Origin of the sequence: Actinomadura terrae, assembly GCF_022751215.1 — a bacterium.
In the GTDB taxonomy this organism is placed as follows: Bacteria; Actinomycetota; Actinomycetes; order Streptosporangiales; family Streptosporangiaceae; genus Spirillospora; species Spirillospora terrae.
Window position 1 is genome coordinate 1,326,917 of sequence record NZ_JAICDG010000002.1, and the last position, 19,035, is coordinate 1,345,951.

The 19,035-nt window shown below is 72.7% G+C and carries 25 protein-coding genes; 17 read left to right on the forward strand and 8 right to left on the reverse strand.

Going from position 1 to position 19,035, the window contains the following annotated elements; translation table 11 throughout:
- The first annotated feature begins 48 nt into the window (after positions 1-48).
- Positions 49-528, forward strand: coding sequence for an SMI1/KNR4 family protein (locus tag K2F47_RS16045; RefSeq protein ID WP_242903856.1), 480 nt, complete (start codon positions 49-51; stop codon positions 526-528).
- A gap of 37 nt (positions 529-565) precedes the next feature.
- Here the strand turns inward: K2F47_RS16045 and K2F47_RS16050 are convergent, their stop codons facing one another.
- Genes K2F47_RS16050 through K2F47_RS16060 form a run of 3 tightly spaced genes read right to left on the reverse strand, consistent with a single transcriptional unit; the run spans position 566 to position 3,034 of the window.
- Complete coding sequence (locus tag K2F47_RS16050; protein ID WP_242903857.1) at positions 566-1,081, reverse strand: gluconokinase; 516 nt, start codon at positions 1,079-1,081, stop codon at positions 566-568.
- Positions 1,082-1,083: 2 nt separating this feature from the next.
- Complete coding sequence (locus tag K2F47_RS16055; RefSeq protein ID WP_242903858.1) at positions 1,084-1,662, reverse strand: isochorismatase family protein; 579 nt, start codon at positions 1,660-1,662, stop codon at positions 1,084-1,086.
- A gap of 19 nt (positions 1,663-1,681) precedes the next feature.
- Complete coding sequence (locus K2F47_RS16060; RefSeq protein WP_242903859.1) at positions 1,682-3,034, reverse strand: nicotinate phosphoribosyltransferase; 1,353 nt, start codon at positions 3,032-3,034, stop codon at positions 1,682-1,684.
- Between the two features lie 95 nt (positions 3,035-3,129).
- On the opposite strand from K2F47_RS16060, the gene clpS reads away from it, so the two are divergent.
- The 14 genes from clpS (at position 3,130) to rdgB (ending at position 13,140) form a co-directional block, all read left to right on the forward strand.
- The gene (gene clpS / locus K2F47_RS16065; protein ID WP_242903860.1) at positions 3,130-3,426 is read left to right on the forward strand and encodes an ATP-dependent Clp protease adapter ClpS; all 297 of its coding nucleotides are present in this window, start codon (positions 3,130-3,132) and stop codon (positions 3,424-3,426) included.
- A gap of 10 nt (positions 3,427-3,436) precedes the next feature.
- Entirely contained in the window at positions 3,437-3,979 is a 543-nt protein-coding gene (locus tag K2F47_RS16070) for a DUF2017 domain-containing protein (RefSeq protein ID WP_242903861.1), read from the forward strand.
- A gap of 156 nt (positions 3,980-4,135) precedes the next feature.
- Positions 4,136-5,029 (forward strand): MEDS and STAS domain-containing protein, encoded by an 894-nt coding sequence (locus K2F47_RS16075; protein WP_242903862.1) that lies wholly within the window; start codon positions 4,136-4,138, stop codon positions 5,027-5,029.
- A gap of 55 nt (positions 5,030-5,084) precedes the next feature.
- The gene (locus K2F47_RS16080; RefSeq protein WP_242903863.1) at positions 5,085-5,906 is read left to right on the forward strand and encodes an MEDS domain-containing protein; all 822 of its coding nucleotides are present in this window, start codon (positions 5,085-5,087) and stop codon (positions 5,904-5,906) included.
- The gene (locus tag K2F47_RS16085; protein WP_242903864.1) at positions 5,903-6,907 is read left to right on the forward strand and encodes an anti-sigma factor RsbA family regulatory protein; all 1,005 of its coding nucleotides are present in this window, start codon (positions 5,903-5,905) and stop codon (positions 6,905-6,907) included. Before K2F47_RS16080 ends, K2F47_RS16085 begins: the two co-directional genes overlap by 4 nt.
- Positions 6,908-6,965: 58 nt before the next feature.
- A complete protein-coding gene (locus K2F47_RS16090; protein ID WP_242903865.1) occupies positions 6,966-7,394 on the forward strand; it encodes a M67 family metallopeptidase in 429 nt (142 codons plus the stop codon).
- Positions 7,395-7,511: 117 nt separating this feature from the next.
- Positions 7,512-7,640, forward strand: a complete 129-nt coding sequence (locus K2F47_RS40715; RefSeq protein ID WP_272496916.1) for a hypothetical protein — start codon at positions 7,512-7,514, stop codon at positions 7,638-7,640.
- Positions 7,641-7,772: 132 nt separating this feature from the next.
- Positions 7,773-8,045 (forward strand): MoaD/ThiS family protein, encoded by a 273-nt coding sequence (locus tag K2F47_RS16095; RefSeq protein ID WP_242903866.1) that lies wholly within the window; start codon positions 7,773-7,775, stop codon positions 8,043-8,045.
- A gap of 21 nt (positions 8,046-8,066) precedes the next feature.
- Entirely contained in the window at positions 8,067-9,014 is a 948-nt protein-coding gene (locus K2F47_RS16100; protein ID WP_242903867.1) for a PLP-dependent cysteine synthase family protein, read from the forward strand.
- 122 nt (positions 9,015-9,136) lie between these two features.
- Positions 9,137-9,925 carry a thioesterase family protein gene (locus K2F47_RS16105; RefSeq protein ID WP_242903869.1) on the forward strand — a complete coding sequence of 263 codons (789 nt, stop codon included), beginning with the start codon at positions 9,137-9,139 and terminating at the stop codon, positions 9,923-9,925.
- 186 nt (positions 9,926-10,111) lie between these two features.
- Positions 10,112-10,978 (forward strand): glutamate racemase, encoded by an 867-nt coding sequence (gene murI / locus K2F47_RS16110; protein ID WP_242903871.1) that lies wholly within the window; start codon positions 10,112-10,114, stop codon positions 10,976-10,978.
- A gap of 30 nt (positions 10,979-11,008) precedes the next feature.
- A complete protein-coding gene (locus K2F47_RS16115; protein WP_242903873.1) occupies positions 11,009-11,758 on the forward strand; it encodes an MBL fold metallo-hydrolase in 750 nt (249 codons plus the stop codon).
- 57 nt (positions 11,759-11,815) lie between these two features.
- Positions 11,816-12,535, forward strand: a complete 720-nt coding sequence (gene rph, locus K2F47_RS16120) for a ribonuclease PH (protein WP_242903875.1) — start codon at positions 11,816-11,818, stop codon at positions 12,533-12,535.
- On the forward strand, positions 12,532-13,140 hold the full coding sequence (rdgB, locus tag K2F47_RS16125) for an RdgB/HAM1 family non-canonical purine NTP pyrophosphatase (protein WP_242903877.1): 609 nt from the start codon (positions 12,532-12,534) through the stop codon (positions 13,138-13,140). Before rph ends, rdgB begins: the two co-directional genes overlap by 4 nt.
- A 115-nt stretch (positions 13,141-13,255) precedes the next feature.
- Here the strand turns inward: rdgB and K2F47_RS40720 are convergent, their stop codons facing one another.
- Positions 13,256-13,966 (reverse strand): hypothetical protein, encoded by a 711-nt coding sequence (locus K2F47_RS40720; RefSeq protein ID WP_272496917.1) that lies wholly within the window; start codon positions 13,964-13,966, stop codon positions 13,256-13,258.
- A 1-nt stretch (position 13,967) separates the two neighbouring features.
- Between K2F47_RS40720 and K2F47_RS16135 the strand changes: the two genes are divergently transcribed.
- Entirely contained in the window at positions 13,968-14,486 is a 519-nt protein-coding gene (locus K2F47_RS16135) for a SigE family RNA polymerase sigma factor (protein ID WP_242903879.1), read from the forward strand.
- Positions 14,476-14,994, forward strand: coding sequence for a hypothetical protein (locus tag K2F47_RS16140; RefSeq protein ID WP_242903881.1), 519 nt, complete (start codon positions 14,476-14,478; stop codon positions 14,992-14,994). Before K2F47_RS16135 ends, K2F47_RS16140 begins: the two co-directional genes overlap by 11 nt.
- Before the next feature lie 2 nt (positions 14,995-14,996).
- On the opposite strand, the gene K2F47_RS16145 is transcribed toward K2F47_RS16140, so the two are convergent.
- From K2F47_RS16145 to K2F47_RS16160, 4 genes are all read right to left on the reverse strand, one after another.
- Positions 14,997-15,848 (reverse strand): MEDS domain-containing protein, encoded by an 852-nt coding sequence (locus K2F47_RS16145; protein ID WP_242903883.1) that lies wholly within the window; start codon positions 15,846-15,848, stop codon positions 14,997-14,999.
- 90 nt (positions 15,849-15,938) lie between these two features.
- Positions 15,939-16,856: an anti-sigma factor RsbA family regulatory protein gene (locus K2F47_RS16150; RefSeq protein ID WP_242903885.1), complete on the reverse strand. Its 918-nt coding sequence runs from the start codon at positions 16,854-16,856 to the stop codon at positions 15,939-15,941.
- Positions 16,857-16,875: 19 nt separating this feature from the next.
- The gene (locus K2F47_RS16155) at positions 16,876-17,862 is read right to left on the reverse strand and encodes an MEDS and STAS domain-containing protein (RefSeq protein ID WP_242903887.1); all 987 of its coding nucleotides are present in this window, start codon (positions 17,860-17,862) and stop codon (positions 16,876-16,878) included.
- Between the two features lie 80 nt (positions 17,863-17,942).
- Positions 17,943-18,935, reverse strand: a complete 993-nt coding sequence (locus tag K2F47_RS16160; protein ID WP_242903889.1) for an anti-sigma factor RsbA family regulatory protein — start codon at positions 18,933-18,935, stop codon at positions 17,943-17,945.
- Between the last annotated feature and the right edge of the window lie 100 nt (positions 18,936-19,035).

Below are 19,035 nucleotides of genomic sequence, written 5' to 3' on the forward strand. Positions count from 1 at the left end.
CGGGCTCAGGTTGGCTTCGGGCACAAGCTGCGCCTGTGAGGGGTGGTCATGCTGGTTGGCTCTTTGTTTGAGGAGATCGACCTCTACACCGGCCCGGAGTTAGGGCCCGCCTTGGTCGGGCGAGCGGAGAAGCGCCTCGGGTATCGGCTGCCTCGGCGTTATGTTGAGGTGTTGTTCGAGCGGAACGGCGGGGTGCTCAAAAACCGCTCTTACCCTACGGGGTTCCCCACCTCTTGGGCTCCGGACCACTTTGCCGTCGATGTCTTGCTGGGCATTGGCGGTGAGTGGGGTATTGATTCGCCATCCGGCATGGGGAGCGCGTGTTTGATCAGGGAGTGGGGCTACCCGGATATCGGCGTGGTTGTTTTCATGACGCCGTCCGCTGGTCATGATGCTGTGATGCTGGATTATTCAGGTTGCGGGCCGCTGGGAGAGCCGGCGGTTGCCTATGTGGATGAGGATCGCGTCCCCCGTCCGGTGGCCAACTCATTTCATGAGTTCATCGAAAGACTCGTCCAAGAGCCATAAGAACGCCCTAGGTCGTTTGCGCATGTGAGGCGGTATTTTACGAGTGGGGTTTGGTGGTGGTTTGGTTGATTATTTGGGTTGCTGTTTCTTCGGGGGTTGCGGTTATGGGGAGGGTTAGGATGTTTTCGGTGGGGGCGGGGGGTTCTAGGGTTTCTAGTTGGGTGTCCAGGAGCTTTGGGTTGAAGAAGTGGCCTGTGCGGGATTTCAGGCGGGATTCCAGGGTTTCTCGGTCGCCGGTTAGGAGGACTATTTGGACTTCGGGGCGGCCGTGGGTCAGGAGTTCTCGGTAGGAGCGTTTTAGGGCTGAGCAGGTTACTACGCCTGGGCGGTTTGTTTTCAGGTGGTCGTCTATCCAGGCGGCTATTGACTTCAGCCAGGGGAGGCGGTCTTCGTCGGTTAGGGGGTGGCCCTCGCTCATTTTGGCGATGTTGGCGGGGGAGTGGAACGTGTCGGCTTCCGCGTAGTCCCAGTTGAGGCGCTGGGCCAGGAGGGTGCCTACCGTTGTTTTGCCGCTGCCGGAGACGCCTGCTACCAGGATGATCTTGGGAGGCATTGTCAGGGGCTCACTACGGGGGTGCCGGTCAGGGTGACGCCCTTGTCCCTTAGTTCGTCCAGGGCTCTGTCGGCGGTGGGCCTGGCTACGGCGGCGGTCAGGGGGAGGAGGACCGTGGTGTTCAGGCCCGCGTGGACGGCGTCTATCGCTGTTGCTCGGACGCAGTGGTCTGTGGCTATGCCGACGATGTCTACTTCGTCTATGTGGCGGGCTGCCAGCCAGTCGGCTAGGGGTGTCTCGTTGTCGGTGGTGCCCTCGAAGCCGCTGTAGGCGGCGGTTTCGCGGCCCTTGCTGAAGACGGCCTCGATGGGGGCGAGCGTCAGGTTGGGGTGGAAGTCGGCGCCCGGGGTGCCGATGACGCAGTGCGGCGGCCAGGTGTCGACGTAGTCGGGGGTCTCGGAGAAGTGGCCGCCGGGGTCCAGGTGGAAGTCGCGCGTCGCGACTATGTGCGCGTAGTCGCCGCGGTGCGCGGTGACGTGTTCGGAGATCGCCGTGGCCACGCCGGCGCCGCCCGCCACGGCTAGTGAGCCGCCCTCGCAGAAGTCGTTCTGCACGTCCACGATGATCAGAGCCTTGGCCATGGCCGTTCCTTTCGCTACCTCAGTGGCGTGGGCCGCCTTCGATGAACTCGGTGGGGATGGCCGGTTCGCCCTTGGAGAGCTGGAGTGCGGTGGGCGGGAGTTCGGCTATCGCGGCGGTGTGGCGGGCTCGGGCGTCCTTGAGCGGTTCGCGGCCCACTATCTCGCCGTCCCGCACCAGGGGGACGTGCAGGACGCGGTCGCGGGGGCCCGGGGTCGGTTCTCCCGTCGTCACCATTTCGGCGCACGCGGTGCCTCGGCCGTCCATGCGGCGGACGGCTGCCTTGCGGCCCCCTCTGCTGGGCTTGCCCACGGAGCGCTTCGCCACGGGACGCAGGGGCGCGGTCGGGGCGGGGGAGTCGGCGCGGGCCACGAGTTTGTAGACCAGGGATGCGGTGGGGGCACCTGAGCCCGTTACCAGTGAGGTGCCTACGCCGTAGCCGTTGACCGGGGCTGCGGCTAGGGCGGCTATGCCGTATTCGTCCAGGTCGCCTGTGACGACGATGCGGGTGTCGTGTGCTCCCAGGGAGTCGAGCTGGTCGCGGACGCGGCGCGCCATCACGCCCAGGTCGCCGCTGTCGATCCGGACTGCCCCCAGGGAAGGCCCTGCTAGTTCTACCGCGGTGCGGACGGCCCGTTCCACGTCGTAGGTGTCGACCAGGAGCGTTGTGCTCTCGCCCAGGGACGCCAGTTGGGCCTCGAACGCGTGGCGTTCGCTGTCGTGCAGGAGCGTGAACGAATGCGCGCTCGTCCCGGCCGTGGGGACGCCGTAGAGACGTCCCGCCTCAAGGTTGGAGGTCGTCGCGAAACCGGCGATGTACGCGGCGCGGGCCGAGGCCACGGCGGCGTGTTCGTGGGTGCGGCGGGAGCCCATTTCGATGAGGGGACGGTCCTGCGCGGCCTGCGTCATCCGGGACGCGGCCGACGCGATCGCGCAGTCGTGGTTGAGGATCGACAGCGCGAGGGTCTCCAGCAGGACCGCCTCGGCGAACGTCCCTTCGACCACCAGGATCGGCGAGTCCGGGAAGTAGCAGTCGCCTTCCGGGTAACCCCAGATGTTTCCGGAAAAGCGGTAGTTCTCCAGCCATTGCGCGGTGGGCTCGTCCACGATGCCGTTCGCGGTCAGGTACTCCAGTTCCGCGGGGTCGAACCGGAACGCCTCGATGGCGTCCAGCAGCCGTCCCGTACCGGCGACGACGCCGTAGCGGCGGCCGGCGGGCAGGCTGCGGGCGAACACCTCGAACACGGCGCGGCGGCCCGCGGTGCCGCCGCGCAGCGCCGCCTGGAGCATCGTCAGCTCGTACCGGTCGGTCAGCAGGGCGGTGCCGTCACCAAGGTCCACAAGTGGAACCTTACGGCTCACTGTGTGCACCATGGACGTGCGGGCCATCACACGCGGCCGGACGCATAGCATCGGGGACTGGGCGGACCGACCGACGGGGAAAGGGGAGACACGGCCAAATGAGCGCCATGAGCACGGCGCCCGCGCCGGTCGAGCTGGAGCGGCCGGACGCGGCGGAGGACGTGAGCGCCGACCGGCCCTGGCTGGCGATCGTCTGGAACGACCCGATCAACCTGATGTCCTACGTCACCTACGTCTTCCAGACCGTCTTCGGATACGGGAAGTCCAAGGCGGAGAAGCTGATGCTGGACGTCCACCACAAGGGCCGCGCGGTCGTGGCCAACGGCACCCGCGAGGAGATGGAACGAGACGTGGAGATCCTGCACTCCTACGGGCTCTGGGCCACCGTGAAGCGGGACGACTGAGAAGCCCTCGATGAGCGATGTGAAGAAGACCCGGCACGGGGTCAGGGTCCGGCTGGAGGCCGAGGAGACCGCGCTCGTCCGGGCGCTGATGGAGCAGCTGATCGCGCTCATCGGCGACACGCCCGGCGACACCGGCGAGGGGCTCGCCTCGATCGGGATCTCCGAGAACGCCACCAAGCCCGACGACCCCGTCCTCGCCCGGCTGTTCCCCGACGCCTACCGGGACGACGGCGAGGCGGCCGGGGAGTTCCGCCGCTACACGGAGATGGGCCTGCGCGACGGCAAGCGGGAGGTCGCCGCCACCGTGCTCGGCTCGCTCGGCGACACCGGTTCCGACACCCGCTCCGAGATCGTCCTGGACGACAAGCAGGCGCAGGCGTGGCTGCGCGCGCTGAACGACGTGCGGCTCGCGCTCGGCACCCGGCTCGACATCGGCGAGGAGTGGTACGAGGAGGCCGCGCGGCTCGATCCGCGCGACCCGCGCACGCCGATGTTCGCCGCCTACGACTGGCTGACGATGTTGCAGGAGAGCCTGGTCCGCGCGCTCTGGTGATCGCGGCCGCCGGGCCCGGCCGCACTCGGCCACCGATGACATGACCGATTGTCGGGACGCCGGTGCGGTGCGTGGCTAGCGTGGGACGTGGCATCCCGCCCCGCCGGTGGGATCCCCTTCCGTTCGGACGAGCCGACACGCACCCCGGAGGCCCCCATGTCCGCAGCGCACAAGGCCGTCGGCGACATGAGGCTCGGCGACCACCTGGCCCTGTTCTTCGACGACGACGAGGAACGACGGTCGATCATGGCCGACTACGTCCGGGACGGCGTCCGCGCGGGCCACAAGGTCATCTACGTGTCCGACGCGGTCTCCGCGCCCGAGGTGTTCCGCTGGCTGTTCGGTGAGAAGGACGCCGCGCCCGACGACATCGCCGAGGCGATGGACGCGGGCCACTTCGTCGTGCGGACAGCCGAGGAGACCTTCCTCGCCAGCGGGCGCTTCGACCCGCAGGAGAGCCTGGAGCTGATGGCGACGGAGATCGACCTCGCGCTCGTCCAGGGGTACGGCGGGGTGCGGATCGCGGGGGAGGCGCGGTTCTCGCTGCGCCGCTGGCCCGGCACCGACCAGCACGGGGACTTCGAGCGGATGCTCGACGAGGTCTTCATGACCACCGACCTGAAGGCGATGGCGATCTGCCAGTTCGACCGGCGCTGGTTCGGCGCCGCGCGGCTGGCCGACCTGGAGTCCTGCCACATGGGCCGGGTGCGGGTGAACGACTACCACGACGACGGGACGCTGCGGATCACGCCGATCTTCGGGCCGCCGGGCGCGCAGCTTTCCGGGGTGCTCGACGCGGCGACGCGTCCGGCGGCCGAGCGGGTGCTGGAGTCGATCTCGACCGACACCGGGCTCCTCTGCCTGGACCTGCGCGGCCTCACCGGCTGCGACGAGGGCGGGCTGCGGATGCTCACCCGCGCCGACCGTCCGGGCCTCGGGCCGGACCGGGGGCTGCTGCTGCGCGGGGTGCCGCCAGTGATCGCCGAGCGGCTCCGCTCGTCCGGGCTGGTGGGGATGCCGGGCGTGGCGGTCGAGGACGCGCCCGGCTGATCCTGCCCTCCATTTGCCGCCTTGGCGGTTGACCGGCGCTTCCTGAGGAGGTCGCATGGCGCACCCCGAGCAGTCCCGCACGGCGGTCGGCGCGATGCGTCCCGGCGACCACGCCTGCCTCGCCTACGACCATCCCGCCGAACGTGACGCGATCATGACGACGTTCGTCTGGGACGGGCTGCGCGCCGGACACGCCGTCCTCTACCTCACCGGCGCGGAGTTGGACCCGGCGAAGGCGCGGCTGCGCGCGATGTTCGGCGCTGACGACCGCGTCGAGGTCCTGTCCGCGTGCGGCGACCCGGGCGAGGCGGCCTGGTCGGCGTTGCGGCGGGGGTACGCGGGCGTCCGGCTCACCGTCGAGGCGTCGCCCGCGCCGCGCGGCTGGCCCGGCACCGCGCGGTTCACGGCGTTCGAGGACGCGGTCGACCGGCTGGTCGCGGCGGCCGGGTCCCGGGTGACGGCGCTGTGCCAGTACGACCGGCGCTGGTTCGACGCCGGAGGGATGCGCGCATTGGAGGAGCGGCACGGCGCGGGCGTCCGCGCCGACGCGCTGTTCGACGACGGCGTGCTGCGGATCGCGCCGCTGTTCGCGCCGCCCGGCCTGCGGCTCTCGGGCGTGCTGGACGCCTCGACGCTGCCCGCGCTCGCCGCGGCGCTGCGCGACCTCGACGACGGCGCCGCGCACCTGTGCATCGACCTGTCCCGGCTCGACTTCTGCGACCTGGAGGGCGTGCGGGGCCTGGTCGAGGCCAACCGGTCCACCGCCGTGCTCGACCGGCAGGTCATCCTGCGCGCGACGCCCGGCTGCGTGGAGCTGATGCTGCGCGTGTCCGGCTGGCGGGACGCGCCCGGGATCGTCCTGGAGGCGACCGGATGATCGGGTTCTCCGCCGAGCCGCCCGTGCGTCCGGCGGCCGACGACCAGGCCGCGCCCGCCCCGGGAGATGGCGCCGACGTGCTCGTCCATCAGGCACTCGTCTACCGGACGCGGCGCGAGCTGGAGCTGACCGCCGTCCCCTACCTGCGCGCGGGATGCCGCGGCGGCGATGCCGTGGTCGTCGTCGCCGAACCGGAGGTCACCGCGTTCCTCGACGGGCGGCTCGGCGCCGAGACCGCCGCGCGGGTGGAGTTCGTCGAGGCCGCGGGCTGGTTCCAGGGCCCGATGCACGCGCTCGCCACCTGCTACGACCGGACGCGCGCCGACTGGTGGCCGCGCGGGCGGGCGCGGCTGCTCGTCGAGCCGGTCTGGGCGGGCCGCACGCCGCTGGAGGTCCGCGAGTGGAAGCGCCACGAGTCGGTGCTCAACGTCGCGTTCGCCGGGACCCCGACCTCGATCATGTGCCTGTACGACGCGTCCGTCCTGCCCGCGCATGTCGTGGACGACGCCACCCGCACCCATCCCGAACTCGCCGGGCCGGACGGCGGCGTGCGCAGCGAGCGCTTCGTCGACCCCGCCGAGTTCTACGCCGCGTGCAACGCGGTCCCGCTGTCGCCGCCGCCGACGGCGGCCGTGCGCAAGGCGTTCTCGACCGGCGAGCTGCCCGGTCTGCGGGACTTTCTCGCCGCCGAGGCCGACCGCCTCGGGCTGCCCGGCGACCGCTCGCTTCCGTTCGTCCTGGCGGTGAACGAGGTCGCCACGAACATCATCCGCGAGGGCGGTGGGCGCGGCGCGCTGTGGGTGTGGGCCGAGGGCGGCGAGCTGCTCTGCGACGTCAGCGACCCCGGCCGCGTCCTCACCGACCGCTTCCTCGGCTACGCGCCGCCGCACGGGCGGCGCCGGCACGAGGCCGCGATGTGGGCCGTCCGGCGGCTGTGCCACATCGTCGAGATCCGCACCGGCGTGGACGGGACGCGCGTCCGCATGCACGTCAAGCTGTGACGATCGCCGCGCGTCCCGAGGCTGGGGCGCTCCGGCGCCGCCCGGTAATCTTCGAGGCATGCTGACGATCGAACGCGCCCTCGTCGACAAGATCATCGCGCATGCCCGCGCCGACCACCCCGACGAGGCGTGCGGGCTGGTGGCGGGGCCCGCCGGGTCGGACCGGCCCACCCGGTTCATCCCCATGATCAACGCCGAGCGTTCGCCGACCTACCACAACTTCGACGAGCGGGAGTGGCTCCAGGTCTACCGGGAGATGGACGACAACGACGAGGAGATGATCGTCCACTACCACTCGCACACCGCCACCGAGGCCTACCCGTCCCGCACCGACCTCGACTACCTGCGCTCCTCGCTGGCCGACCCGCGCGTCCACCGGCTGCTGGTCTCCACCCGCGACCCCGACGAGGTCGAGGTCCGCTCCTACCTGCTGGTGGACGGGGAGATCTCCGAGGAAGAGGTCGAGATCGTCGAGTCCTACGGCTGACGGATCGCGTGCGCGGACGTCCGGAGAGGCGCGCAGACGCGCGGGAAAGACGTGCGGGTGAGCGGGACAGGCGCGCGGGCGCAGACGTGCGAGGGAAGGGCCGGTAAACTGGTCGTCATGGGGACGAGCGGGCACAGGGCGGGCGCACGGCGCCGTGTTCGCGCCGCGCTCACCGCCGCAGTGCCGCCCGTGCAGAGCTACCTGTTCGGCCACTCGCGCGCCGAGGTCGTCTACGACTGTCGCTGACGCGTGTCGTCGCAGCCAAGCGCAGCGCCGTGCCGCTGCCGCGCCCGAATCCAGCGCCCGGAATTCCCGCGCGCCCCGCCCGGTTGTCACGCTGGGGCGGGGAGCCCCGTACGACCTAAGGAGATCATCGCGATGGCGATCGAGGTCCGGATCCCGACGATCCTGCGCAACCTCACCGACGGCGCCAAGGCCGTCGACGGCAAGGGCGGCACGCTCGACGAGCTGTTCGCCGACCTGGACGCGCGCCACCCCGGCCTGCGCGGCCGGCTGGTCGAGGACGGCAAGCTGCGCAAGTTCGTCAACGTCTACCTCAACGACGAGGACGTGCGCTTCCTCGGCGGCCTGGAGACCCCGGTCGGCGACGGCGACAACGTCACGATCCTGCCCGCCGTAGCCGGCGGCTGACCCGGTCCGCGGGCAGAACCCATGCGCTTCGACTCGCTGCTGGACTCCCTCGGCGGTACGCCGCTGATCGGGCTGCCGCGGCTCTCGCCGTCCGCCGACGTCCGGCTCTGGGCCAAGCTGGAGGATCGCAACCCCACCGGCTCGGTGAAGGACCGGCCCGCCTTCCACATGATCGAGAAGGCGGAGAAGGACGGGCTGCTGACGCCCGGCTGCACGATCCTGGAGCCGACGTCCGGGAACACCGGCATCTCGCTCGCGATGGTCGCCAAGCTGCGCGGCTACAACATGATCTGCGTGATGCCGGAGAACACCTCCGCCGAGCGCCGCCAGCTGCTGGAGATGTGGGGAGCGCGGATCATCTCCTCCCCGGCGGCGGGCGGCTCGAACGAGGCCGTCCGCGTCGCGAAGGGCCTCGCCGCCGAGAACCCCGACTGGGTGATGCTCTACCAGTACGGCAACGAGGCCAACGCGCTCGCGCACTACGAGACGACGGGCCCGGAGATCCTCGCCGACCTGCCGTCGGTGACCCACTTCGTCGCCGGGCTCGGCACGACCGGCACGCTGATGGGCGTCGGGCGCTTCCTGCGCGAGCACGTCCCGGGCGTGCGGATCGTCGCGGCCGAGCCCCGGTACGGGGAGCTGGTGTACGGGCTGCGAAACATCGACGAGGGCTTCATTCCCGAGCTCTACGACGACTCGGTCCTGACCACCCGCTACTCCGTCGGCTCCCGGGACGCGCTGCGCCGCACCCGCGAGCTGCTCGAACAGGAGGGCGTGTTCGCGGGGATCTCCACCGGCGGCGCGCTGCACGCGGCGCTCGGCATGGCGGCCAAGGCCGTCAAGGCGGGCGAGCGCGCCGACATCGTGTTCGTCGTCGCGGACGGCGGCTGGAAGTACCTGTCCACCGGCGCCTACGGCGGCACGCTGGAGGAGGCCGAGGCACGCCTCGAAGGCCAGCTCTGGGCCTGAGTCCGGCAGGGGCCTTCCGAGCGAACGCGGTTCGGTCGGCACGGTAGAGTCTCGTACTTGAACGTGATTCTAGTACCGTGCCGGCCGCCGCACGCCGCCGCGCGGGACCGGGGAGGGTACGGATGAGCAGGTTCGGGGACGCCACCGCCGTCCGGCGGGTGGGCGAGGGCAGGTACGAGCTCGTCCTGGACGGGGCGTACGGGTTCGCCGACGCGCTCAACGGCGGCTACCTGATGGCGATCCTCGGCCGCGCCGCCGTGGACGTCTCCCCGCACACCCACCCCGTCTCCACCGCGGCGACCTTCCAGCACGTCGCGCGCCCCGGCCCCGCCGAGGTGATCGTCGAGCCGCGCAAGGTCGGCCGCACCGCCGCGACGTCCCTGGTCACGCTCGTGCAGGACGGCCGCCGCCTGGTGGACGCGCTGATCACCACCGGCACGCTCGATGCCGCCGTCGAGCCGGAGTGGAGCGGCGCGCCGCCCGTCCCGCCGCTGCCGCCGCTGGAGGAGTGCGCCCACTACGAGCCGGAGCCGGACGACGAGGGCATCGCCACGCAGCTCGACATGCGCTTCGACCGCGCCACGATGGGCTGGCTGGACGGGCATCCGAGCGGCCGCCCGGAGATCCGCGCCTGGTTCCGCCTCCGCGACCCGCACGAGCCCGACGTGTTCGCGCTCGCGCTCGCGGTGGACTCGCTCCCGCCCGTCGCGTTCAACCTCGGCGTCAAGGGCTGGTCGCCCACCGTCGAGCTGACCTGGCACCTGCGCGCCCTCCCCGCGCCGGGCTGGCTCGCCCTGCACGGTTCGGGACGGCTGCTGTCGGGCGGCTGGTTCGACGAGGAGGTCGAGGTCTGGGACTCCGCCGGCCGCCTCGTCGCGCAGAGCCGCCAGATCGCCCGCGAAGGCCGCTGACCGCTTCCCCTCCTCCGGACCGCAGGCCGCCCCGACCCGGCGTGAGGTGTTTCACCGGCTTTCGCCACGTCCGGCCAAACGACCAGGCAAGACCCGTCTGAGCTGCGCCTATTTCCTGGGGATGACAGTGTGATGTACGCCGCATGGCGTGCTTCCGGATGGTGAACTCGCCTAGCCTTGAACACCATGTCAACATCACCGGGCGACGATGCCCCGATCGGCATCTTCGACAGCGGCTTCGGCGGGCTCACCGTCGCGCGGGCCATTCTGGACCAGCTCCCCGACGAGCCGATCCTGTACCTCGGTGACTCCGCACGGCAGCCCTACGGGCCGCGCCCGATCGCCGAGGTCCGCGCGTTCGCGCTGGAGATGCTCGACCGGCTGGTCGAGGAGGGCGTGAAGATCCTGGTGATCGCCTGCAACAGCGCCAGCTCCGCGATGCTGCGGGACGCGCGCGAGCGCTACGACGTCCCGGTCATCGAGGTCATCAACCCCGCCACCCGGCGCGCGGCCCGCGCCACCCGCAACGGCCGGGTCGGGCTGATCGCCACCGAGGCCACCGTCAACAGCCGCGCCTACGAGGACGCCTTCGCCGCCGCCCCGCACATCGACCTCGTCAGTGCCGCCTGCCCGCGCTTCGTCGAGTTCGTCGAGGAGGGCGTCACGATGAGCCCCGAGCTGCTGGACGCGGCGCGCGGTTACCTCCGCCCGATCGTCGACGCCGGCTGCGACACCCTCATCCTCGGCTGCACCCACTACCCCCTCCTTACCGGTGCGATCTCCTATGTGGTCGGCGATGGGGTGACACTGGTATCCAGTGCCGACGAGACCGCCAAGGACGTGTACCGGGTGCTGCATGACCGTGGGCTCGCCCGCGCGGAGCCCGTGCCGGAGCCTCGGCACCGCTTCCGCGCCACCGGAGACCCCGACGTCTTCGCCACGCTCGGCCGCCGGTTCCTCGGGCCGGAGATCGGCGCGGTGGAGCCGGGCATCGTCCCCCTGCGCCGTCCCCCCTCGGCCGGTACCGCCCTGAGCAAGGCACTGACCACCTGATTCCTCGGGGACACAAGAGGAGGAGCGAGCGTGCGGGTCACTGTGATCGGCTGCTCCGGCAGTTTCCCTGGGCCGGACAGCGCCGCGTCCAGCTACCTCGTCGAGGCGGAGGGGTTCTCCATGCTCCTCGACATCGGCAACGGCTCGATCGGGGCGCTGCAACGCTTCCACGGCGTGCTCGACATCGACGCCATCTGCATCACGCACCTGCATCCCGACCACTGCCTCGACCTCACGGTCTACTGGATCGCGCGGACGTACTGTCCCGGCGGCCCGGCCCCCCGCATCCCGGTCTACGGCCCGCGCGGCACCGCCGAGCACATGATCAAGGCCTATGAGCTGGACCCGAACCCGGGGATGACCGACACCTTCGACTTCCGCGAGCTCGTGACCCGGCCGACGGCCATCGGCCCCTTCACCGTGACCGCCGCGCGGATGAACCACCCCATCGAGGCGTACGGGCTGCGCGTCGAGCACGGCGGGCGGGTGTTCACCTACTCCGGCGACACCGGGCCGAGCGAGACCCTCGTCCGGCTGGCGGGCGGCTCCGACCTGTTCCTGTGCGAGGCCGCGTTCGCGCAGCGCCCGGGGCTCCCGCCCGACATGCACCTGAACGGCCGGGAGGCGGCCGAGCACGCCGAGCGCGCCGAGGCGGGACGGCTCGTCCTCACCCACCTGCTGCCGTGGAACGACCCGGCGCAGACGCTCGCCGAGGCGAAGGCGAGCGGCTACCGGGGCCCGATCGAGCTGGCCGAGGTCGGCGCCGTCTACGACCTCTGAGACCGGGCCGCCGCAGCCGGGCGTGCTCCCGGCGGGCGTGCCACTAAGGTGGGCGGCATGCCTCGCCCCGATGATCGCGCATCCGACCAGCTCCGTCCCGTCCGCGTGCAGCGCGGCTGGCTCGACCACGCGGAGGGGTCGGCGCTGATCGAGTTCGGCGGCACCCGGGTACTGTGCGCGGCGTCCGTCCAGGACTCGCTGCCCCGCTGGCGGCGCGAGAGCGGCCTCGGCTGGGTCACCGCCGAGTACGCGATGCTGCCGCGCGCCACCAACACCCGCAACGACCGCGAGTCGATCCGGGGCCGGGTCGGCGGCCGCACCCACGAGATCTCCCGGCTCATCGGCCGCTCGATCCGCGCGTGCGTGGACTTCAAGGCGCTCGGGGAGAACACCGTCCAGCTCGACTGCGACGTCCTCCAGGCCGACGGCGGCACCCGCACCGCCGCGATCACCGGCGCCTACATCGCGCTCGCCGACGCGGTCTCCTGGATGCGGGGCCGCCGGCTGCTGCGCGGCGAACCGCTGATCACGTCGGTGTCGGCGATCAGCGTCGGGCTGGTGGACGGCGAGGCCCGCCTCGACCTGTGCTACGAGGAGGACTCGGCCGCCGAGACCGACATGAACGTCGTCTGCACCGGCGACGGCCGGTTCGTCGAGGTGCAGGGCACCGCCGAGGGCGCCCCGTTCGACCGCGCCGAGCTGGACGCGCTGCTCGACCTCGCGGCGGGCGGCTGCGCGGAGCTCGCCCGCCTCCAGGCCGAGGCCCTCGCACGGTGACCCGGATCGTCCTCGCCACCCGCAACGCGGGCAAGGTCGCCGAACTGCGCCGCATCCTGTCCGGTATCGACGTCACCGGCCTTGACGCTTTTCCGGACGCGCCCGAGGTCGCCGAGACCGAGTCGACCTTCGAGGGCAACGCGCTGCTCAAGGCCCGCGCGATCGCCGCGCACACCGGCCTGCCCGCCGTCGCCGACGACTCCGGCCTGTGCGTGGACGAGCTGAACGGCATGCCGGGCGTGCTGTCGGCCCGCTGGTCGGGCCGGTTCGGCACCGCGTCCGGCGACCGGGACGCCGCGAACCTCCAACTCGTCCTCGACCAGCTCGCCGACGTCCCGGACGCCCGGCGCGGCGCGTCGTTCGTCTGCGCCGCCGCGCTCGTCCTGCCGGGCGGCGTCGAGCACTGCGTCGAGGGCCGGATGCGCGGCGCCATCATCGGCGCCCCGCGCGGCACCGGCGGCTTCGGCTACGACCCGATCTTCGTCCCGGACGGCGACACCCGCACGACCGCCGAGATGCCCCCGGCCGACAAGGACGCGATCAGCCACCGCGGCCGCGCCTTCCGCGCCCTCGCCCGCATCCTCCCGGACGCGCTTTCTTATTAAGTCCCGGCCCAAGGGGGCTCGCCTGGCGGCTCGCCCCCTTGACCGTGCCTTTGCGGGCGCGGATCGCTTCGCGATCTTCGCGGTGGGGCCTCGCCTCCGGCTTCGGCCCCACCGCTCAGCTAGCGCGCCCGCGTGACGGCTGAGGTCGCTGGGGGGTATTTCCCGGAAAATCGGACGCGTGACAACCTGTGTCCGGGGGGCGGGGGTTATTGGGGGTGTACCGATGACCTCCCTCTAGGAGCAACATGATCGACAAGGGTCGCGTCCGCCGCGGGCCGATGCTCATACTGGCCGTGCTCGGCGGGACGGGGGTGCTGGCCGCCGGGCTCTGGCTCGCGACGGGTTCGAGCGGGTCGCCCGAGGCCGCGCCGGTGGCCGCGAAGGGCGCGCTGGCGACGCGGACGGCGAAGCCCAGGCCCGCGCCCACCGCCGCGCCCGCCTGCCCCACCCCGACGGCGAAGACCCCGCGTCCGGCGCCGCCGACGACGAAGGCGCCGCATCCGAGGCCGACCGCGTCGAAGCCGCCGCACCCGACGCCGACGGCCTCGAAGCCGCCGCGTCCCACGCCGACGGCGTCCAAGCCACCCCGTCCCACGCCGACGGCCTCGAAGCCGCCGCACCCGACGCCGACCGCGTCGAAGCCGCCGCGTCCGACGCCGACCGCGTCCAAGCCGCCGCGTCCGACGCCGACGGCCTCCAAGCCACCGCGTCCGGTGCCGCCGTCGAACGCGCCGCGTCCGACGCCGACGGCGAAGGTTCCGCACCCGACGCCGAGCGCGCCGTGCGGCCCGACGTCCGGGCCGCGGGGGTAGGTGCCCCTGTCCACCGTGAGCACCCAGGAGACCCGCGTGGCGGAGCGCACGTTCGAGGAGTTCGTGCACGCCACCGCGGGTCGTCTGCTGCGCACCGCCGTGTTCCTCGTCTATGACCGCCACCTCGCCGAGGACCTGCTCCAGACCGCCTACGAGCGGGTCGCGCGGCGGTGGCGGCGCGTCGCGGCGGGCAATCCCGAGGCGTACGCGCGCAAGGTGCTGGTCAACCTCGCGATCGACGAGAACAAGCGGCGGGCCAGGCGGCGGGAGCGGCCGGTCGGGTCGGTCGCGGACGTGGAGCGCCTCGTCGCGTCCGCGCCGCCGGGGGCCGGCGGGGGCGAGTTCGACGAGGTGCTCGGCTCGCTGCCCGCCAAGCAGCGGGCGGTGGTCGTGCTGCGGTACTGGTGCGACCTGAGCGAACAGGAGATCGCCGACGCGCTCGGCATCTCCCGGGGGACGGTGAAGAGCCACGCCTCGCGGGCCATGGCGGCGTTGCGGGAGCATGTGAAGGAGGGCCGGGTCCATGGACGATGACCTCGACGCCCTGCTGCGCGAGCACTACCGCGCGGCCGCCGACCGGATCGAGGTCGATGCCGAGACCGTCCGCCGGTTCCAGGACGCGGGCCGCGACGCGGACCGGGGCGCCGCGCCGCTGCGGAGCGTCGCGCGCCGCTGGGCGCCCCCGCTGCTCGCCGCCGCCGTCACGGCGGCGGTCGTGGTGGCCGTGGCGTTCCTGCTGTGGCCCGGCCCGGGCGGGACGCCGCGTCCCGAGCCGCCGCGCCCGCTGGCGCCGCCCGGGTCGCCGGCGACGTCCGTGCCGCCGGTGCCGTCGGTCTCGCCGACCTCGCCCACCCCGTCGCGCCTGGGGGAGACGCCGATGCCGTCGAATTCTTCAAGCAAGCCGGGCTCGCACGGCCCGACCAAGCGGCCGCGACCGCCGACGCCGACGCCGACGGGTTCGTCGACGCCGACGTCCTCTCCCGATCCGGAGCCGACGAGCCGGTCCGTGCCGCCGACGGCCCCGGCGTCGAAGGGGCGCTGAGGTCAGCTCTCGCCGAGGCGCAGGCCGGGGAGCATGTCCCAGCCGACGGTCTCCAGCACGGCGCGGAGCTGCGGCGACACCCGGTCGAGGACGATCCCGCCGGGCCCCTCGTGGCGGCCCGCCGCGGCGGCGAGGATGTTGATGGCGCCGAGGTCGATGAAGTCGAGCCCGGCGAGGTCGAGGTGGATCTCGCCGGTGCCGGCGCGGGCGGCCGACGCGGTGAGCGCGCGGTCGAGCACGGAGTGCCGGGACGCGTCCAGCTCGCCCGCCAGCGCCAGCCCGGCGGGACGGAACGTCCGGACGATCCGGAGCACCGCGTCCTCGAACTCGGGGTCGGGCGCGGCGAACACGGTGTGCCCCTCGCCGAGCGCGTCCAGCTCGCCGGGGTGGCAGCGGCGCCGGTCGAACTGGCACAGGGCCATCAGGTGCGTGCTCGGCGGCACGGCCCGCTCCAGGTGGCGCTCGAAGAACATCACCCGCTCCAGGCCCGCGGGGGAGCGCAGCGCGCGGGTCAGGTCGGCGGCGACGCGGATCGCGCGGAAGCCGGCCCGCTCGGCGGCGGCGATCTCGGCGGTGACGGCCGCGACGGCCGCCGCCGGGTCGAACGCGTCGCCCTCGCGGGGCCCGGCGGGCAGGAACGTCAGCGTTCCGGCGGGCGCGTCGGCGGGGACGCCGGGGACGGCGTCGTGCGCGGACCCGGCGAGGTAGATGACCTTCTCCTGCACGAGCAGCCCGTCCCGGACGAACGCGCCGGTGATGTGCCGCTGCTCGTCCTCGCCGCTGTAGGCGAGGCACGCGTGATCGCCGGGCCGCAGGTCGCGGACCGGCCGGTGGACGGACCAGAGGGTCTCCATGACGCCCTCCAGGTTACGGCGCGGCGCCTCTCCGCCGGGGAGGCTCACCCACCGGGGTTTGCCGCTATCTGAGAGCCAGAACGAAACCGGTCACCGGCGGATGCGCAGCCGCACGAACGTGCCGTCCCACCCGGCGCGCAGCTCCATCAGGTCGACCAGGAGCCGGACCGTCCACAGCCCGAAGCCGCGTTGCAGCGCCGAGCCGGGCGGGATGAAGCCGGTGAGCGGGCTCGGCCGCCAGAAGCCGTTGTCGCCGATCTCGCAGACGAGGTCGGCGGCCTCGCGCCACACCCACAGCCCCATCGGCGGGACGCCGTGGTGGAGCGCGTTCGCCGCGACCTCGTTGACGGCGGTGACGAGGTGCTGCGCGGGCTGCCTGGCGAGGCCGTGCGTCAGCGCCCGCTCGGCCACGAAAGAGCGCAGCGCGTGCAGGTCGGTGCCGTCGATCGCCAGGTACTCGGCGTCGCGCGGACGCGCCGGACGGCGCTCCCGGTCGCATTTCGCGCCGAACGTCGCGGGATCGACGTAGGAGTCGTTGCAGCCGGTGCGCCCGCCGCACAGCAGCAGCGGATGCGTGCGCCGCGCCTCGTCGAGGACGCGCGGGGGCAGCGAACCGGTGTCGTAGGGGCACAGCGCCCGGGCGCCCGAGCCCGCGAACACCACGTTGATCAGCGACTCGTAGCGGATCCACTCCAGCGTCTGCCGGTCGTCCCAGCCGTCCCAGACGGGCTCGGCCAGCGCGCACACGCGGCGCGGCGCGCTCTGCGACACGATCGTCTGGTAGTCGCGCAGCGTGCGGACGGGATGCCGGTAGAACTCCGCCGAGTCGAAGTAGGCGATGGCGGCGCCCTCCGCGCCGAGCGTCTCGCGCAGCGCGGTCAGGTTGGGCTCGCGCACCACCACCACCACGGCCTGGTCCTGCTCCAGCCCCGACCGCACGTAGGGGACGGTGGCCGCGAGGAAGTCGGCGGCGTCGTCGTAGAGGAACGCCCGGTGCTCCAGCGTCATCAAGGGTGCTCCAGCGTCATCAGCGGGCGTCCTCCGTCTCCGAGAGCCCGTCGCCGCCGCGGGTCAGCCCGGGCAGCCGGTGCCACCCGACCATTTCGATCACGTGCTCCACGTCCGGCGGGAGGTGGTCGAGGACGAGCGCCTCGTCGGCGTGCAGCCGGGTCGCGTGCTGCGCCAGCAGGCCGAGCCCGCCGAGGTCGATGAAGCAGAGCCGGGAGAAGTCGAGGTGGACCGGCCGCCGGGCGGTGCTGACCTGGGCGAGCTTCTCGGCGAACACGGCGTGCCTGGCGGCGTCCAGCTCGCCCTCGACGCGCAGCCCGTTGGGCTCGAAGGTGCGCACGATCTTCAGAATCCCGTCGTCGAATTCGGGGTTCACTTCCACCAGTACCTCGTGGGTATCCCGTAGGGCGAGCAGCTGGTCGCGCGGGCGGGCGCGCCGGTCGACCTGGCAGATGGCCATCGCCATCGTGCTCGGCGACACGGCGTCGCCCACGCGGTGCTCGCAGCCGAGCATGCGCAGCAGGCCGGACGAGCCGGGGGCGTTCAGTACCCAGCTGTGGTCGGCCGTCAGCCGGACGGCGCGGAAGCCCTGCCCGAACGCCGCCTCCACCTCGCGGGAGAGGGTGTCGAGCATCATCGCGGGCTCGAAGCCGCCGTGCCGGTCGAGGCAGGCGTCGCGGCGGGCGATGACGCGCAGCTGGCCCGTCCGGGTGTAGGCGGCGAGGCTCGCGTGCAGGTCGGCGCCGTCGCCGGCGGCGCTGTCGCCGGCGGCGCTGTCGCCGGCGGCGGTCGGGCGGGTGCCGGGGCGGGGCGCCGGGGTCAGGCCCGGCAGCGACTCGGGCGGCAGGTCGGTGACGTAGACGACCTTCTCGTTCGTCTGGAGGCCCTCGCGGACGAAGGTGCCGATGACGGCGTCGCGCTCGGCCGGACCCGAGTAGGCCAGCCAGGCGTGATCGCCCGGTCGTACGGCGCTGACGGGTCGCTTGGCGAACCAGGGTGTCTCCATGGCCTGCCCATCGGGGTTGTCACGGGTCCGTCCAGGGTACGCGGGTCCCGTGGTTTTGGAAGCCCAACGCATAGGTTCGATCACGCTCCGTTGACGCTCGGCGCGGGAACGGCGGGCAGTGCGAGCCTCAGCCGGACGGTGGTGCCGCCGTCGCCGGTGCGGATCTGCACGATCGAGCACAGCAGCCGGACCGCCCACAGCCCGAACCGTCCGCCGCCCTCGTCGCCGCCCGGCGCGTCCGGGGTGGTGCGGGGCGGGACGAGCCCGTGGCCGGTGCCAGGCGGCCACCGGCCCTCGTCGGTGACCTCGCACACCAGCGCGGGCTCGCCGGTCGCCTCGGTCCACAGCCGCAGCACGATCGGCGGCTCGCCGTGCCGGAGCGCGTTGGTGACGATCTCGGTGACCGCGACCAGCAGCCGCTGCACGCCCTCCTCGGGCAGCCGCGTGTGCCGCGCGTAGTCGCCCACGTAGGCGCGCAGCCAGTACAGGTCGGGACGGTCGATCTTCAGCGCGTCGGCGTCGCCGGGCGGGGGCGGCAGCGGTTCGCTGTCGCAGAGCGCGCTGTAGGCCCAGGGGTCCATGTAGCCGGGGTTCGGCACGGCCCGGGCGCCGCGCAGCGTCTCGGGGTGGGTGCGGCGCGCGGCGGCGACGACGCCCGCCGGGAGCGAGGCCGCGTACGGGCACAGCAGCGACGCGCCGGTGCCCTGGAACGCCACGTTCAGCATCGCCTCGACCCGCTGCCACTCGACGACCTCCAGCGGCGGGCGCGTCGCCCACACCGGGTCGCCGAGGACGCGCAGCCGCCGCCCCTGCCAGGCGGTGTTGTCGGCGTCGCCGAGGCAGTCGGCGAGCGTCCGGGACGGGTGGGCGTACCACCCGGCGGCGTCGGCGAACTCGACCCCGGCGGCGGCCGGGCCGAGGGCGTCGCGCAGCAGCTCCTCGCGTCCGACGCCGGTGACCGCGACGACCCGGTCGCCCGCCTCCACGCCGTCGCGCAGGAAGGGCAGCGCGCCGCCGAGGAACTCGTCGGCCCCGTCGTACGGCAGTACGCGGTGGGTGAAGGAAGCGCTCACGGTGGCCCACCCGGTCCTGATCATGATGATCATGGCGATGCCGTCCGCCCCGGCGCGGGCGGACGCACCCAGCGTAGGCCGCGCGGCCCCGCGGCGCAGG